The organism is Paraburkholderia sp. HC6.4b (genome assembly GCF_014200875.1).
Lineage (GTDB): Bacteria > Pseudomonadota > Gammaproteobacteria > Burkholderiales > Burkholderiaceae > Paraburkholderia > Paraburkholderia tuberum.
In genome coordinates, this window is sequence record NZ_JACHDC010000011.1 from 210,493 (window position 1) to 226,140 (window position 15,648).

The 15,648-nt window shown below is 64.8% G+C and carries 14 protein-coding genes; 11 read left to right on the forward strand and 3 right to left on the reverse strand.

The features are described from left to right. Nucleotides 1-11: 11 nt before the first annotated feature. Nucleotides 12-851, reverse strand: coding sequence for a DNA-binding transcriptional regulator (locus HDG34_RS18670; RefSeq protein WP_184061635.1), 840 nt, complete (start codon nt 849-851; stop codon nt 12-14). Between the two features lie 221 nt (nt 852-1,072). On the opposite strand from HDG34_RS18670, the gene HDG34_RS18675 reads away from it, so the two are divergent. From HDG34_RS18675 to HDG34_RS18720, 10 genes are all read left to right on the forward strand, one after another. After that, nucleotides 1,073-2,935 (forward strand): bifunctional 3-(3-hydroxy-phenyl)propionate/3-hydroxycinnamic acid hydroxylase, encoded by a 1,863-nt coding sequence (locus tag HDG34_RS18675; protein ID WP_184061636.1) that lies wholly within the window; start codon nt 1,073-1,075, stop codon nt 2,933-2,935. Between the two features lies 1 nt (nt 2,936). Next, complete coding sequence (locus tag HDG34_RS18680) at nt 2,937-3,887, forward strand: 3-carboxyethylcatechol 2,3-dioxygenase (RefSeq protein WP_184061637.1); 951 nt, start codon at nt 2,937-2,939, stop codon at nt 3,885-3,887. 18 nt (nt 3,888-3,905) lie between these two features. Continuing rightward, nucleotides 3,906-4,715 carry a 2-keto-4-pentenoate hydratase gene (locus tag HDG34_RS18685; RefSeq protein ID WP_184061638.1) on the forward strand — a complete coding sequence of 270 codons (810 nt, stop codon included), beginning with the start codon at nt 3,906-3,908 and terminating at the stop codon, nt 4,713-4,715. 35 nt (nt 4,716-4,750) lie between these two features. Further along, nucleotides 4,751-5,701 carry an acetaldehyde dehydrogenase (acetylating) gene (locus tag HDG34_RS18690; RefSeq protein ID WP_184046345.1) on the forward strand — a complete coding sequence of 317 codons (951 nt, stop codon included), beginning with the start codon at nt 4,751-4,753 and terminating at the stop codon, nt 5,699-5,701. Nucleotides 5,702-5,714: 13 nt separating this feature from the next. Continuing rightward, nucleotides 5,715-6,746 (forward strand): 4-hydroxy-2-oxovalerate aldolase, encoded by a 1,032-nt coding sequence (gene dmpG, locus HDG34_RS18695; RefSeq protein ID WP_184061639.1) that lies wholly within the window; start codon nt 5,715-5,717, stop codon nt 6,744-6,746. A gap of 101 nt (nt 6,747-6,847) precedes the next feature. Beyond that, nucleotides 6,848-8,110, forward strand: coding sequence for a 3-(3-hydroxy-phenyl)propionate transporter MhpT (mhpT, locus tag HDG34_RS18700; RefSeq protein ID WP_184061640.1), 1,263 nt, complete (start codon nt 6,848-6,850; stop codon nt 8,108-8,110). An 81-nt stretch (nt 8,111-8,191) separates the two neighbouring features. Then, the gene (locus HDG34_RS18705; RefSeq protein ID WP_184061641.1) at nt 8,192-9,076 is read left to right on the forward strand and encodes an alpha/beta fold hydrolase; all 885 of its coding nucleotides are present in this window, start codon (nt 8,192-8,194) and stop codon (nt 9,074-9,076) included. Between the two features lie 189 nt (nt 9,077-9,265). Further along, nucleotides 9,266-9,517 carry an AbrB/MazE/SpoVT family DNA-binding domain-containing protein gene (locus HDG34_RS18710; protein ID WP_184061642.1) on the forward strand — a complete coding sequence of 84 codons (252 nt, stop codon included), beginning with the start codon at nt 9,266-9,268 and terminating at the stop codon, nt 9,515-9,517. After that, entirely contained in the window at nt 9,511-9,858 is a 348-nt protein-coding gene (locus tag HDG34_RS18715; protein WP_184061643.1) for a type II toxin-antitoxin system ChpB family toxin, read from the forward strand. Before HDG34_RS18710 ends, HDG34_RS18715 begins: the two co-directional genes overlap by 7 nt. A 470-nt stretch (nt 9,859-10,328) precedes the next feature. After that, the gene (locus tag HDG34_RS18720; protein WP_184061644.1) at nt 10,329-12,557 is read left to right on the forward strand and encodes an NADP-dependent isocitrate dehydrogenase; all 2,229 of its coding nucleotides are present in this window, start codon (nt 10,329-10,331) and stop codon (nt 12,555-12,557) included. Nucleotides 12,558-12,747: 190 nt separating this feature from the next. On the opposite strand, the gene HDG34_RS18725 is transcribed toward HDG34_RS18720, so the two are convergent. Both HDG34_RS18725 and HDG34_RS18730 read right to left on the reverse strand, forming a co-directional pair. Continuing rightward, nucleotides 12,748-12,975 (reverse strand): hypothetical protein, encoded by a 228-nt coding sequence (locus HDG34_RS18725; protein ID WP_184061645.1) that lies wholly within the window; start codon nt 12,973-12,975, stop codon nt 12,748-12,750. Nucleotides 12,976-13,336: 361 nt separating this feature from the next. Further along, entirely contained in the window at nt 13,337-14,233 is an 897-nt protein-coding gene (locus HDG34_RS18730; RefSeq protein ID WP_184061646.1) for a LysR family transcriptional regulator, read from the reverse strand. A gap of 98 nt (nt 14,234-14,331) precedes the next feature. Here HDG34_RS18730 and HDG34_RS18735 point away from each other — a divergent pair, with 98 nt between their 5' ends. Further along, the gene (locus tag HDG34_RS18735; RefSeq protein ID WP_184024701.1) at nt 14,332-15,636 is read left to right on the forward strand and encodes a CitMHS family transporter; all 1,305 of its coding nucleotides are present in this window, start codon (nt 14,332-14,334) and stop codon (nt 15,634-15,636) included. The last annotated feature ends 12 nt before the right edge of the window (nt 15,637-15,648 follow it).

The window sequence follows — 15,648 nt, forward strand, 5'->3', positions numbered from 1 at the left end:
CGAAAGCCACCTCACGACTTGCGCTCGCGTCCCGCACGCGTCTTGCCCGCTTCGCTCCTCGCGCGGGTCTGCGCCGCGAGTTCGTCGACCATCTCCCGCGCGGCCGTCTGCAACTCGGGCACATAGCGCCGCTTCGCTTCCGCGAGCGACACCGCGCGCGACAGAAACACTACGTTCAAGCTCGCGAGCACGCGTTCCTCGAACACGATCGCGACGGCAACCGCGCCGATCTTCCCCTGATCCGCCCAGTCGCCGTGATTCGAGCCGAACCCATCCGCGCGCACGCGTCGCACGAGACTGCGAATCAACGCGTCGTTCGACGCGAGCGCCTTCTGCTCCTCGCCGCCCGCGCCCGCGCGCAGCAGATCGAGAATGTCCTCGCGCTCCTCGTCGGGGCACATCGCGAAGTACGCACGACCCGCCGCGGTCAGCAGGATCGGCAAACGGCGGCCGACCATCGCGCGATGAAACGATAGCGGACTGAAGCGGTGCGTGGTCTCGCGGACGATCATCGCGTCGCCGTCGGGCGTGGTCAGATCGGACGGCCACGCGACGCGTTGCAGCAGACGCCCCATCACCGGCGGCGCGATCGTCGCGATGCGTTCGTCGTCGGTGAAGCCTTCGCTCAGCGCGCGCACCTTCAGCGTGAGCCGGAAGCTGTCGTCGGACGCGCTGCGCCGCACGAAGCCTTCCTCCATCAACGTTTCGAGCAGCCGCCGCGCGGTGGTGCGATGCAGGCCGGTCAGCTCGCTGATCTGCTGGCTCGTCGCGCGGCCGCTGTCCATCGAGTTGAGCGCCTGCAGCACCTGCAAGCCGCGCGACAGACCTCGCACATTCGTGTATTTGGTCACTTTAAACCTCAATAAAATCAACTATGTGCATTCTATGCACAATTTCCAGATTTTGTTGAGCGGGCAGGTGGCCGGTCCTAGACTGCCAACAAATCAACGATTTCATGGAGACAGCAAGCTGTTGTCCGCAGGCGATTTTTCGCCATGGCGACAGCCGGTTCCCGCCGCCGCGCTCCGTGAATATCTCGACCCGGTCACTCTGGTCGACATACGGAGACAACATGCCCCAACCGCTCGACCCGGTGGCCGCGCAAGGCCACAGTGGACCCGTCACCACCGACGTCGCGATCATCGGCGCCGGCCCGGTCGGTTTGATGATCGCCAACTATCTCGGCCTGCAGGGCGTGCGCGTCGTGCTGATCGAAAAGCTCGACGGGATCATCGACTATCCGCGCGCAATCGGCCTCGATGACGAAGCGCTGCGCGTGTTTCAGTCCGTCGGCCTCGCCGATGCATTGCTGCCGCACACGACCCCCGATCACTGGATGCGCTTCGTCACGAGCAACGGTCACTGCTTCGCATCGATCGAGCCGCGCACCGACGAATTCGGCTGGTCGCGCCGCAACGCGTTCATTCAGCCGCTGGCCGATCGCGTGTTGTGCGACGGCCTGCAACGCTTCCCGCACGTCGAGGTGCTGTTCGGCCACACGGTCGACTCGTTCACGCAGGACGGCAGCGGCGTCACGATCGAAGCGGAACACGCGCAGAGCGGCCGCCGCACGATCCGCGCGTCGTACATGGTCGGTGCGGACGGCGGCAACAGCTTCGTGCGCCGCGCCCTCGACGTGCCGTTCGAGGGCCGCACGAAACCGAATCAGTGGATCGTCGTCGACGTGCGCAACGACCCGATCGGCTCGCCGCACGTGTACATGCATTGCGATCCGCGGCGCCCGTATGTGTCGGCCGCGCTGCCGCACGGGATTCGCCGCTTCGAATTCATGGTGATGCCCGGCGAGACCGAGGAAGAGCTGTCGAAGCCGGAGAACATGGCCGCGCTGATCCGCACGGTGGTCGCCGAGCCGGAGAAGGTCGACTACATCCGCAAGCGCGTCTATACGCACAACGCGCGCCTCGCGAGCAGCTTCCGCGTGAAGCGCGTGCTGCTCGCCGGCGACGCCGCGCACATCATGCCGGTGTGGCAGGGCCAGGGCTACAACAGCGGTATTCGCGACGCGAGCAACCTCGGCTGGAAACTCGCGATGGTGGTCAAGGGGGTCGCCGGCGATGCGCTGCTCGATAGCTACACCGCCGAGCGCCGCTCGCATGCGCGCTCGATGATCCACCTCTCTGAGGTCGCGGGCGACATCTTCGCGCCGACGAGCCGCTTCGGCATCAAGTTTCGCGACGCGTTCGTGCGTACGTTCAACTGGTTCCCGGCGGTCAAGCGCTACTTCGTCGAAATGCGTTTCAAGCCGATGCCACGCTATGAAAGCGGCGTCGTATTGCTGGCGCGCACGCCGCGCAAGCGTGGCTGGCTCGCGCGCGTGCTCGAACGCTCGGGGCATTCGGCGCCGGGCCGCCTGCTCGGTCTGATGAGCGAGAAACGCGAGTCGCGGCTCGGCCGTCTGGTGTATGGACGCGACCCGCATTGTCATTCGCCGGTCGGCCGCATGTTCATTCAACCGCGCGTGCGCACGGTGAGCGGCGAGGTCGTGCGACTCGACGATGTGCTCGGCAACCGCTTCGCGATCGTCGGCTGGGGCGCGGAACCGACCTTCGGTTTGTCGGAGCAGGCGCGTGCGATCTGGCAGCGGCTCGGCGGCTGCTTCGTGGTCGCGAAGCCGGACACGCAGTTGTCTTTCCATGACGACGTGCCAGAAGACGTCATCGCGATCGGCGATGTGAACACGCGGCTGAAGGACTGGTTCACGCGAGTGCCGGAATCGGTCGTGCTGTTGCGTCCCGATCGTTTCGTCGCGGGCATGGGCTCGCCGCAGCAGGTGTCGCAACTCGTCGTCGAACTCGCGCGGCAGCTGCATCTCGACCTGGCGGGGCGGGCCGACGTGGCCGGTTCTCGCAACGAAGCAGCGTTCGCGCCCGATGCCGTCGCCACTTTCGCCACCGCTGCAACCGCCGGAGCCTGATATGCCGATGCTGCTCGAATGCCTTTCGCACACGCCGTTGCACGGCTATTACGATCCCGCGCCCGAAGTCGTCGCGGAAGTCGAGCGCGTGCATGCGGCAGCGCGTGCGCGCGTCGTCGAGTTCGATCCCGAACTGGTCGTCGTGTTCGCGCCCGATCATTACAACGGTTTCTTCTATGACGTGATGCCGCCGTTTTGCATCGGCGCATCGGCGAGCGCGATCGGCGACTTCAAGAGCCTCGCCGGTCCGCTGGAGGTGCCCGCCGATACCGCGCTCGACCTTGCCGAAGCGGTGCTCGCGAGCGACGTCGACGTCGCCGTCTCGTACCGCATGCAGGTCGATCACGGTTGCGCGCAAGCGCTGGAGATTCTGACGGGCGGCCTCGATCGATATCCGGTCGTGCCGGTATTCATCAATTCGGTGGCCGCGCCGATGGCTTCATGCCGCCGCGCGCGTCTGCTCGGCGATGCGTTGGGTCGAGCGCTCGCACGCTCGAAGCAACGCGTGCTCGTGATCGGCTCGGGCGGCATCTCGCACGAGCCGCCGGTGCCGGAACTCGCGGGCGCGAGCGAGGAAGTCGCCGAGCGTCTGATCGCGGGCCGCAATCCGTCGGCCGAATCGCGTGCGGCGCGTGAGGCGCGCACGATCGCGGCGGCGCGTGCGTTCGCCGCGGGCGACAGCCGTCTTCATCCGCTCAATCCGGAATGGGATCGCGCGTTCCTGAAGCTGCTCGAAGACGGCGAACTCACCGCGCTCGACGGTTTGACCAACCGCGCGATCACGCGCGAGGCCGGCAAGTCCGCGCACGAAATCCGCACGTGGATCGCCGCGTTCGGCGCACTGAACGCGAGCGGCCCGTATCGCGCGTCGCTCGATTACTACCGTCCGATCCCCGAATGGATCGCGGGCTTTGGCGCGATGCACGCGCGACCCGTGACGGCCCACGTCTAACCGAATCAGGAACCCGCTATGACCACTCAAAGCAATATAGACGCGCTCGCCCTGCGCCTGCGCGAATCGGAACGTACGCGCGCGACCATCGCGCCGTTGCGCGACGACCCGCGTTTCGTCGAACTGTCGAACCCGGCCGACGCCGAGGAGCTCGCGTACGCGGTGCAGCAGGCCAACGTGGCCGCGCGCATCGCGGCGGGGGAGCGCGTCGTCGGCCGCAAGATCGGACTCACGTCGCCGGCGGTGCAGCGTCAACTCGGTGTCGACCAGCCTGACTTCGGCGCGCTGTTCGCATCGATGGCGTATGGCGACGGCCAGCCGATTCCTCTCGATCAGTTGATCCAGCCGAAGGTCGAAGCGGAGATCGCGCTCGTGCTCGAACACGATCTGCTGCACGAGCGCCACACGTACGCCGATCTGATGCGCGCAACCGCGTATGCGGTCGCGGCGATCGAAGTGGTGGACAGCCGCATCGAAGGCTGGAACATCCGTTTCGTCGATACGGTCGCGGACAACGCGTCGAGCGCGCGCTTCGTGCTCGGCAGCCGGCCGGTCCTGCTGCGCGATATCGATCCCGCGGCCTGCGCAATGACGCTATCGAAGGATGCGGAAGTCCTGTCGCGCGGCAATGGTGCCGCGTGTCTCGGCAATCCGCTGAATGCCGCCGCCTGGCTCGCGGATCGCATGGTCCGGCTCGGCACGCCGCTGCGTGCCGGCGACGTGCTGATGACAGGCGCTTTGGGCCCGATGGTCGCCGTCAAGGAGCCGGGCACCTACTGCGCGCAGATCGAAGGTCTCGGCAACGTCCGCGCGACTTTTTCCGCATAAAGCATGCACTCGCAAGCACTCGATTGGGAACTCATATGGCAAGCGAAAAACTGAAGGCCGCGATCATCGGCTCCGGCAACATCGGCACCGATCTGATGATCAAGATCCTGCGTCACGGCAAGCATCTCGAAGTCGCGGCGATGGTCGGCATCGATCCGAACTCCGACGGCCTCGCGCGCGCCGCGCGGCTTGGCGTCGCGACCACGCATGATGGTGTCGAAGGTCTGACTCGTCTACCCGTGTTCAACGACATCGACTTCGTGTTCGACGCGACCTCGGCCGGCGCACACGTCAAGAACGATGCGCTGTTGCGAAAGCTGAAGCCTTCGATTCGCGTGATCGATCTGACGCCGGCGGCGATCGGCCCGTACTGCGTGCCGGTGGTGAATCTCGACACGCATCTCGACGCGCCGAACGTGAACATGGTCACGTGCGGCGGACAGGCGACCATTCCGATGGTCGCGGCCGTGTCGCGCGTCGCGAAGGTGCATTACGCGGAGATCGTCGCGTCGATCAGCAGCAAGTCAGCGGGCCCAGGCACGCGCGCGAACATCGATGAATTCACCGAGACCACGTCGAAGGCGATCGAAGTGGTCGGCGGCGCCGCGAAGGGCAAGGCGATCATCGTACTCAACCCGGCCGAGCCGCCGGTGATGATGCGCGACACGGTCTATACGCTGTCGGAGCTGGCCGACCTCGACAAGGTCGAGCAGTCGATCGAGCAGATGGCCGCCGCGGTGCAGGCGTACGTGCCCGGCTATCGCCTGAAGCAGAAGGTGCAGTTCGACGAAATCAGCGCGAGCGCGCCGCTGAACATTCCGGGCCTCGGCAAGTTCAGCGGTCTGAAGACCTCGGTCTTCATCGAGGTCGAAGGCGCCGCGCACTATCTGCCTGCGTATGCGGGCAATCTCGACATCATGACTTCGGCCGCGCTCGCGACCGCGGAGCGCATGGCGCAGGCGCTCGTGCAGGCATCAGAGGCTTAAGGAGACTTCCCGCATGGACAAGAAACTGTATATCTCCGACGTGACGCTGCGCGACGGCAGCCACGCCATTCGTCACCAGTACTCGATCCGGAACGTGCAGGACATCGCACGCGCATTGGACCGCGCAAAGGTGGACAGCATCGAAGTTGCCCACGGCGATGGCCTGCAGGGTTCGAGCTTCAACTACGGCTTCGGCGCGCACAGCGACCTCGAATGGATCGAAGCGGTGGCTGACGTGGTCGAGCACGCTCAGATCGCGACCCTGCTGCTGCCTGGCATCGGCACGATCCACGATCTGAAGGCCGCCTACAACGCGGGCGCTCGCGTGGTGCGCGTCGCCACGCATTGCACGGAAGCGGACATCTCGAAGCAACACATCGAATACGCGCGCGAACTCGGCATGGACACGGTCGGCTTCCTGATGATGAGCCACATGACTACGCCGGAGAACCTCGCCATCGAAGCGAAGAAGATGGAGAGCTACGGCGCGACCTGCATCTATGTGGTCGACTCGGGCGGCGCGCTGACGATGAACGACGTGCGCGACCGCTTCCGCGCGGTGAAGGCGGTGCTGAAACCCGAAACGCAGACGGGCATGCACGCGCACCACAACCTGTCGCTGGGCGTGGCCAACTCGATGGTCGCGGTCGAAGAGGGCTGCGACCGTATCGATGCATCGCTCGCGGGCATGGGCGCCGGCGCGGGCAACGCGCCGCTCGAAGTGTTCATCGCGGCGGCCGAGCGCATGGGCTGGAATCACGGCACCGACCTTTACACGCTGATGGACGCCGCCGACGACATCGTGCGTCCGCTGCAGGACCGGCCGGTGCGCGTCGATCGCGAAACGCTCGCGCTCGGCTATGCGGGGGTGTATTCGAGCTTCCTGCGCCACTCGGAAGTGGCCGCGAAGAAATACGGCCTGAAGACCGTGGACATTCTCGTCGAGCTGGGCAAACGCCGCATGGTGGGCGGCCAGGAAGACATGATCGTCGACGTCGCACTGGATCTGAAGCGCGCGCACGCAACCGACGCAGTGGCTTCATGACCCGGACGCTGCGCGACGGCGCCGCATGCCGCGCGCGCAGCGTTCATTTCATCCAGCAAGGTCGCCGCAAGAGCGACGCTGACTCAACATTGGAGACTTTTATGCGGCAGTCAACGCAAGCAACGCAAACAACACAGTCGACGAAAACTCTTGCCGGCGGCGCGCTGACGATCGGGCTCTGCCTGATCGTCGCGCTGCTCGAAGGCGTGGACCTGCAATCGACCGGCCTCGCGGCACCGCGCATGGCGCGCGAATTTCATCTCGCGGTCGCGCAGATGGGCTGGGCGTTCAGCATCGGCGCGTTCGGGCTGCTGCCAGGAGCCGCGATCGGCGGACGTCTCGCCGACCGGCTCGGGCGCAAGCGCGTGCTGATGTGGTCGGTCGCGCTATTCGGCATCTTCTCGCTCGCGACCGCGCAGGTGTGGGACCTGAACAGCCTGCTCGCCGCGCGCTTTCTGACCGGCCTCGGTCTTGGCGCAGCGATGCCGAATCTGATCGCGCTGTGCTCGGAAGCGGCGCCGCCCCATCAGCGCAACACCGCGGTCGGCGCCATGTATTGCGGCATGCCGTTCGGCGCGGCGCTCGCGGCGGTGGTCGGCATCATCAGTCCGGGCGACGCGGGCTGGCGGCATATCTTCTACGTCGGCGGCTTCGGGCCGTTGCTGGTGCTGCCGCTGCTTGCACTGTTCCTGCGCGAGTCGACGCAGTTCGTCGCGGCGCGTGCAACCAAAGGCGCGCGACGCGATGCGTCGGCTAGCGTGACGCACGCGCTGTGGCGGGAAGGGCGCGCGGGCACGACGATCGCGTTGTGGATCAGCTATCTCGGCACGCTGATCGTGCTGTATTTCCTGATCAACTGGCTGCCGTCGCTCGTCTTGACGCGCGGTCTGACGCGCGTGCAGTCCGGTGTCGTACAGATGATGTTCAACATCGGCGGCGGCATCGGCGCGATCGTGATCGCCGGCATGATGGACCGGATGGGCCGGCGCCGCACGGTCGCGGGCATGTATGTCGGCATCGTCGTTGCGCTTGGCGCGTTGCTGAGCGCGAATGGCGGCACGTCGATGGCGTGGGGCGGTCTGCTCGCGGGGCTGTTCCTGGTCGGCGGCCAGTCGGTGTTGTATGCGCTGGCAAGCAGCCTGTACCCGACCGAAGTGCGTGGCACCGGCGTCGGCGCGGCCGTGGCGGTGGGCCGTCTCGGCTCGATCCTCGGACCGTTGATCGCGGGGCAACTGCTCGCGATCGGTCAGGGTGCGAGCGTGCTGCTCGGCGCGAGCATTCCGCTGATCGCGCTCGCCGCGATTGGCGCGTGGCTCGTCGTGAATCGCTCGACACTTCGTTATACCCCGGTGGCCGCGCAATAGCTTGGCAGCCCGAAATACCGCGCGGGTCCGCCGTCAACGGCGACTCGCGGTCACTTAATCCGTGAAACAAAGGAATTCGACATGAGCAACACCAACACGCAAGCAGCGGCGATCACCGAGGAAGCGACCAGCCGATTCGTCCGCATCACCGAAGACGGCCGCGAGATGCAGCTCCACTACAACGACGTGGGGCAGGGTGAGAAAACGGTCGTGATGCTGCACGGCTCGGGACCGGGCGCGACCGGCTGGGCCAACTTCAATCGGAACGTCGAGCCGCTCGTCGCGGCGGGCTATCGCGTGATCCTGATGGACTGCCTCGGTTGGGGCAAGAGCGACCCGATCGTCTGCAAGGGCTCGCGCTCGGAACTGAACGCGCGCTGCCTGAAGGCGCTGCTCGATGCGCTCGATATCGAACGCGCGCATATCATCGGCAACTCGATGGGTGGGCATAGCGCGGTCGCGTTCGCGCTCGCCGAGCCGCAACGCGTCGGCAAGCTCGTGCTGATGGGCGGCGGCACCGGCGGCCCGAGCCAGTTCGTGCCGATGCCGACCGAAGGCATCAAGCTGCTGCAAGGGCTGTACCGCAACCCGACCATCGAGAACCTGCAGCGCATGATGAGCGTCTTCGTGTTCGACACGAAGGCGTTGACCGACGACCTGATGCAAGCGCGCCTCGCGAACATGCTGGCGCGCCGCGATCATCTCGAGAACTTCGTCGCGAGCCTCGCCGCGAATCCGAAGCAGTTCAATGACTACGGGCCGCGCCTTGGCGAAGTAACCGCCTCGACGCTCGTGATCTGGGGCCGCGACGATCGTTTCGTGCCGATGGACATCGGCCTGCGGCTCGTTGCCGGGATGCCGAACGCCGATCTGCATGTGTTCGGCCGCTGCGGGCATTGGGCGCAGTGGGAGCATGCGGACAAGTTCAACCGGATGGTGGGGGAGTTCCTGGGACGCGGGCATTAAGCAGGGTTGTCGTCGTGGGCGACTGGTGCGTCGTTGCGGCGGCGGGCTGGTTGCCTCGTTTAGGTTTGGGTTCTTTTCTTCGCCGACTAATAGGCGATTTCAAGGTCCAAATGTAGAGTCAATGTAGATACGGGCGACTTGCTGTTTTCGCTGTGAGTATCTACAATGGATATACATTTGGAGCTGGATATGGAACTCAAGATTCAGAAGTGGGGCAACAGCGCTGCAGTACGGTTGCCGGCCGTGTTGTTGGAGCAAATTCATGCGTCGGTGGGCAGTTCGCTGAACGCGGACGTGCGCCCCGATGGGGTGTTGCTTACGCCTGCGCGTCGCAAGTATTCACTGGATGAACTCGTCGCGCAGTGCGATCCGAAGGCGCCACCGCCAGCCGATCTCGACGTCTGGAGTGAAGTCAAGCCGGCGGGGCGCGAAGCATGGTAAGGCGCATCAAGTTCGAGCGCGGCGATATCGTGCGCGTGAGCCTGAATCCGACGCTTGGCATCGAGCAGCAAAGCGATTTCCGTGCCGCGCTGGTTTTGTCGCCTGCCGCATTCAATGCTCTTGGGGTCGCGCTCGTTGCGCCGATCACGCAGGGCGAGTTCGCTCGATACGCTGGGTTCGCGGTACCGCTCTCGGGTTCGGGAACAGAGACTCAGGGGGTGGCTCTGGTGAATATGGTGCGCACTCTGGACCTCGAGGCCCGCGGCGCACGCAAAGTCGAGCGCGCTCCGGCCGAGGTAGTCGAGGACGCGCTCGCCCGACTTCAAACGATTCTGGAATGACGGGAAAGACGATACGAACTAAACCAATCCGCGGCGAGCGACCCCATCACACTGCGCCGCCGGCATCCGGGTCACACTCTTCGGCAGCCGCCCATCACTACCCGCGGCGTCGTCCGCTGGAGGGCCAGCAGTCACGGCTCGGTGGCGGCATTTGCGGCGCGTCAATGCGACCAATTCGCATTCATCCAAAAATAATATTCCGCAAGTCATCTATAAGATATCTGTCTTAAGACCGGGGTAATCGGCCGCAAACCCTTTCCAGTCATGGATCGACCCGTTTGGGTAGGGTCTCGCGACCTGTTTGTCTGGTCACATTTAGTGGAAAACGCGCATATACTCTCGGTCGTATCGCAAAACGAAGGTCGCGGGGTTGCGTCGTGCCGAACTGACGCCGTCAGCCGTCGCGTCACGATTTGCGCTGGCTTCGACTGCCAACGCTCTGTCTATCACTTCCTAGCAAAGCATTAATCATGTCCACACCGCCGAAGATCATCTACACCCTGACCGACGAAGCGCCCGCACTGGCGACGTACTCGCTGCTGCCGATCGTCAAGGCGTTCACGCGCTCGTCCGACGTGCTCGTCGAAACGCGCGACATCTCGCTCGCCGGCCGGATCATTGCCGCATTTCCGGACTACCTGAGCGCGGAGCAGAAGGCTTCCGACGATCTGGCGGAGCTCGGTGGACTCACCATGCGCCCGGAAGCGAACATCATCAAGCTGCCGAACATCAGCGCGTCGGTGCCGCAGTTGAAGGCCGCGATCGCCGAGCTGCGCGACCAGGGCTATAAGCTGCCGTCGTACCCGGACGTCGCGACGACCGACGCCGAGAAGGACGTCAAGGCCCGCTACGACAAGATCAAGGGCAGCGCGGTGAACCCGGTGCTGCGCGAAGGCAATTCGGACCGCCGCGCGCCGTTGTCGGTGAAGAACTACGCGCGCAAGCATCCGCACAAGATGGGCGCATGGAGCGCGGACTCGAAGTCGCACGTCTCGCACATGAGCGCTGGCGATTTCTACGGCAGCGAGAAGTCGGCGCTGGTCGCGCAGGCCGGTAGCGTGAAGATCGAACTGGCCGCCGCCGACGGCACGATCACGGTCCTGAAGGCGAAGACGCCGGTGCAGGCAGGCGAAATCATCGACGCGTCGGTGCTGAGCAAGAACGCGCTGCGCAGCTTCATCGAAGCGCAGATCGCCGAGGCGAAGGCGAACGGCGTGCTGTTCTCGGTGCACCTGAAGGCCACGATGATGAAGGTCTCGGACCCGATCATCTTCGGTCACGTGGTGTCGGTGTTCTACAAGGACGTGCTCGCGAAGCATGCGGAAGCGCTGGCCAAGGTCGGCTTCAACCCGAACAACGGTATCGGCGACCTGTACGCGCGTCTGAAGGATCTGCCGGCTGAGACGGCCGCGGCGATCGAAGCCGACATCAAGGCGCAGTACGAACAGCGTCCGCCGCTCGCGATGGTCAACTCGGACAAGGGCATCACGAGCCTGCACGTGCCGAGCGACGTGATCGTCGACGCATCGATGCCGGCGATGATCCGCGAGTCGGGCAAGATGTGGGGCGCAGATGGCGCGCTGCACGACGCGAAGGCGGTGATTCCGGACCGTTGCTACGCCGGTGTGTACCAGGCGGTGATCGAAGACTGCAAGAAGCACGGTGCGTTCGACCCGGTCACGATGGGTACGGTGCCGAACGTCGGGCTGATGGCACAAGCCGCCGAAGAATACGGTTCACACGACAAGACGTTCCAGATCCCGGCGAACGGCGTGGTCCGCGTCACCGACGAAGCCGGCGCGGTGCTGCTCGAGCAGCCGGTGGAACAGGGCGACATCTTCCGTATGTGCCAGACCAAGGACGCGCCGGTCCGCGACTGGGTCAAACTCGCGGTGAACCGCGCCCGCGCTTCCAACACGCCGGCCGTATTCTGGCTCGACGCGGCGCGCGCGCACGATGCGCAGATCATCAGGAAGGTCGAGCAGTACCTGAAGGATCACGACACGAACGGTCTCGACATCCGCGTGATGACGCCGGTCGAAGCGACGAAGTTCTCGGTCGAGCGCATCCGCGCCGGCAAGGACACGATCTCGGTCACCGGCAACGTGCTGCGCGACTACCTGACCGACCTGTTCCCGATCATGGAACTGGGCACCAGCGCGAAGATGCTGTCGATCGTTCCGCTGATGGCCGGTGGCGGCATGTTCGAAACCGGCGCGGGCGGTTCGGCGCCGAAGCACGTGCAGCAGCTGGTCGAGGAAGGCTTCCTGCGCTGGGATTCGCTCGGTGAATTCCTCGCGCTGGCGGCATCGCTCGAGCATCTGGGCACCGCGTATCACAACCCGAAGGCGCAGATTCTTGCGAAGACGCTCGATCAGGCGACTGGCAAGTTCCTCGACAACGACAAGTCGCCGGCGCGCAAGGTCGGCGGCATCGACAATCGCGGCAGCCACTTCTACCTCGCGATGTACTGGGCCGAAGCACTGGCCGCGCAAACCGACGATGCCGCGCTGCAGGCGCAGTTCGCCGGCGTCGCGAAGGCGATGGCCGACAACGAGGCGAAGATCGTCGCGGAACTCGGCGCGGCGCAGGGCAAGCCGGTGGATATCGGCGGCTACTACCGTCCGAACGTCGAGCTGACTAGCAAGGCGATGCGCCCGAGCGCGACGCTGAACGCAATCGTCGATTCGGTGGCTTGAGTTCGCGCGGGCGACTGATGCGGTAAGCGCCGCGGCCGCACCTGCGCTGGCCCCGAAAGCCGCACGGTAAGCATGCGCAGCACAACCGCGGACAAAGCCGCAAGCAGGACCGCAAATACGACAATGGCGCCTTCGGGCGCCATTGTCGTTTCTACTGTCACTGCTACGTCGCCGTCGGTCATGTCCTTCCTTATACGTGAACGATTTCCCAATCGGCGAGCTTCTCCGGAATCTCGAGCGTCGACGTGTCGAGCTCCGACAGATGCTCGCAGCTCAGACCGCGCGCGAGGTCGTCGGCGGCCTGTTGCGGGTTCGAGAATTCTCCGAGCGTTTCGTTGCCGTAGGTGGCTTCCCAGCCGTCCTGACCCGGCAGAATGTAGAACGCTCCCTGCGTCGAACCAAAGCGAAAGCCTTTCATTTTTAGTCTCCCAGTTGCCAATAAAAAAAGCCGCGATTCGTGACGGCTTCTTCGCAATCTGCGGGATTTGGGTGGCCGTGTCGTGAGACCCCTCGAATCCGACTGCGTGAAGCGCGTGCTCTTGTGAAAGAGTCTACGTCAGCGAATCGGCGGGCAATTGGGCGTCGAACCGGTCTTTATATTAAAAATATCCGTGTAAAAACAAAGGCTTGTGCGATCCGTTTTGCGATGTGCAACGCCGCCGGGCATCGTGAAATGGCCGCTTTGTGCCACGCAACATGATTTTTTACGACGCGCGGCATCGTTTCGTATCGTGAAAATTAGGGGCTGCGCGCGACGCGCAAAACGACGCTGTGCGGCCCTATGACGCGCCGAGCCGTTCGATCAGCATCGCGACGAAGGTCTCGGTCACCGGCGGCAAGGTTCGGCCGCGCTTTTTGATCAGCGCGATGCGCCGCGTGAACGCGGCTTCGTCGATGGGTCGCGCGACCAGCTCGGGCTCCGCGCGCACCTCGCGCGCCGACGCCGGCAGGATCGTGATGCCGAGCCCGGCGCGCGCCATCGCGACCGCGCTCATCATGTAGGTCGGTTCGCAGGCGATGCGCGGCTCACATTGCGCGTCGGCGAATGCGCTGTCGACGACCGCTCGCACGCTCGTGCCCTGCGCGGTCAGCACGAGCGGCTCGCTGGCGAGATCGGCGAGCGTGACGGGCCGGCGCCGCCGCGCGAGCGCGTGCTGCTTCGGCAGCACGGCGACGAGCCGGTCGATGCCCGCATGCAGTACCTCGAGCCCGCTGTCGTTCAGCTCGCCGCCCGTCAGTCCGATATCGGCTTCCTCGTTGCGCACCAACGTGTTGACCATGCTCGCGACGACATCGCGCACCTCGAAGCCGACGCGCGGCACGGCTTTTCTCAGCGCCTGCACGAGCTCGGGCAGCACGCTCGCCGCGAAGGTCGGCAGACACGCGATGCGCAACGTGCCGCTCCCGCCTTCGCCGAGCGCGCGCGCGTCGAGCAGCACGTGCTCCATGTCGTGCAGCGATTTCTGCAGCACGGGCAGCAGCTCGCGGCCGGTCGGCGTCAGGGCGACGTTGCGGCTGTTGCGATCGAACAGGCGCAGGCCGACCGTTTCCTCGAGCCGGCGAATCTGCACCGTCAACGCCGGTTGCGACAGATGCAGCCGCGCGGCCGCACGCGTGAAGCTGCCCGTTTGCGCGACCGCGATAAACGCGCGGATGTCCCGGAGATTCAGATCCATGATGATTTGTGATTGCTGCAATCAATTCATTTCAATTGCATTATTGCTGCCCCGAACTTACGCTCGATCACACTAAAAAACAACCTGGAGACAAGCTCATGCTGCCATTGCTGGGGCTGGCTACCATCGTCGTGCTGCTCGGCGCGATCCTGTCCAAACGCATGTCGCCGCTCGTCGCGCTGATCATCGTGCCGCTCGCGGCCTCGCTGCTCGGCGGCTTCGGCTTGCAGACGAGCAAGTTCGTCGTCGATGGCCTCAAGAGCCTCGCGCCCGTCGTCTGCATGTTCGTCTTCGCGATCCTGTACTTCGGCACGATCACCGACGCCGGTACGCTCGACCCGATCATCGAGCGCATCCTGCGCGCGGTCGGCACACGGCCCACGCGCATCGTGATGGGCACCACGCTGCTCGCGCTGCTGATCCACCTCGACGGCTCCGGCGCTGTCTGCTTCCTCGTCACCATTCCGGCGATGCTGCCGCTCTACGACCGCCTGAAGATGGACCGGCGCGTGCTCGCCGCGGCGGTATCGATGGCGGCCGGCATCAATTTCCTGCCATGGACGGGGCCGATGATTCGCGCGTCCGCGTCGTTGCATCTGCCGATCTCGGCGTTGTTCAATCCGCTTATTCCGGTGCAGGCGATCGGCCTCGTATTTGTGTTCTCGATGGCGTACTGGCTCGGGCGGCGCGAGGAAAAGCGCCTCGGTCTCAACGCTGCGAGCGGTTCCGTGCCGATGCCCCAACGCGAACTGACGCCGGAACAACAGGCGCTGCGCCGCCCGCAAAACTTCTGGTTCAACATCGTGCTGACGCTCGTCGTGCTCGGCACGATGGTCGTGATGGGCGAGAAGATTCCGCCGGCGATCATGTTCATGGTGGGCCTGTGCATCGCATTGATGGTCAACTATCCGAATGTGGACATGCAGCGCAAACGGATCGACGCGCATGCGCGCGCCGCGCTGATGATGGCCGGCATCCTGCTCGCGGCCGGCGTGTTCACCGGCGTGATGCAGGGCAGCGGCATGCTGAAGGCGATGGCGCAGGCGGCCGTCGGCTTCGTGCCGCCGGCGATGGCGAGTCATATTCCGATCGTGCTCGGCCTGCTGTCGATGCCGCTCAGCATGCTGTTCGATCCCGATTCGTTTTATTTCGGTGTACTGCCGGTGATCGCGGAAGTGGCCGGCCAACTCGGCGTGCCCGCGGTGCACGTCGGTCAGGCCGCGTTGCTTGGACAAATGACCACCGGTTTTCCGGTCAGTCCGCTCACGCCCGCGACGTTCCTCGTGGTCGGGCTGTGCGGTATCGATCTGGCCGATCATCAACGATTCACGTTTCCCCTGCTGTTCGGCGCGTCGGTCGTGATGACGATCGCGTGCGTCGTGCTCGGGATCTTTCCACTGTGAGCTTCACTGAAG

Excerpts from the sequence above, each read along its gene's own strand:
- HDG34_RS18675 (WP_184061636.1), top strand. The coding sequence starts at position 1,073 with ATGCCCCAACCGCTCGACCCGGTGGCCGCGCAAGGCCACAGTGGACCC.
- HDG34_RS18680 (WP_184061637.1), top strand. The coding sequence starts at position 2,937 with ATGCCGATGCTGCTCGAATGCCTTTCGCACACGCCGTTGCACGGCTAT.
- HDG34_RS18685 (WP_184061638.1), top strand. The coding sequence starts at position 3,906 with ATGACCACTCAAAGCAATATAGACGCGCTCGCCCTGCGCCTGCGCGAA.
- HDG34_RS18690 (WP_184046345.1), top strand. The coding sequence starts at position 4,751 with ATGGCAAGCGAAAAACTGAAGGCCGCGATCATCGGCTCCGGCAACATC.
- dmpG (WP_184061639.1), top strand. The coding sequence starts at position 5,715 with ATGGACAAGAAACTGTATATCTCCGACGTGACGCTGCGCGACGGCAGC.
- mhpT (WP_184061640.1), top strand. The coding sequence starts at position 6,848 with ATGCGGCAGTCAACGCAAGCAACGCAAACAACACAGTCGACGAAAACT.
- HDG34_RS18705 (WP_184061641.1), top strand. The coding sequence starts at position 8,192 with ATGAGCAACACCAACACGCAAGCAGCGGCGATCACCGAGGAAGCGACC.
- HDG34_RS18710 (WP_184061642.1), top strand. The coding sequence starts at position 9,266 with ATGGAACTCAAGATTCAGAAGTGGGGCAACAGCGCTGCAGTACGGTTG.
- HDG34_RS18715 (WP_184061643.1), top strand. The coding sequence starts at position 9,511 with ATGGTAAGGCGCATCAAGTTCGAGCGCGGCGATATCGTGCGCGTGAGC.
- HDG34_RS18720 (WP_184061644.1), top strand. The coding sequence starts at position 10,329 with ATGTCCACACCGCCGAAGATCATCTACACCCTGACCGACGAAGCGCCC.
- HDG34_RS18725 (WP_184061645.1), bottom strand. The coding sequence starts at position 12,975 with ATGAAAGGCTTTCGCTTTGGTTCGACGCAGGGAGCGTTCTACATTCTG.
- HDG34_RS18730 (WP_184061646.1), bottom strand. The coding sequence starts at position 14,233 with ATGGATCTGAATCTCCGGGACATCCGCGCGTTTATCGCGGTCGCGCAA.
- HDG34_RS18735 (WP_184024701.1), top strand. The coding sequence starts at position 14,332 with ATGCTGCCATTGCTGGGGCTGGCTACCATCGTCGTGCTGCTCGGCGCG.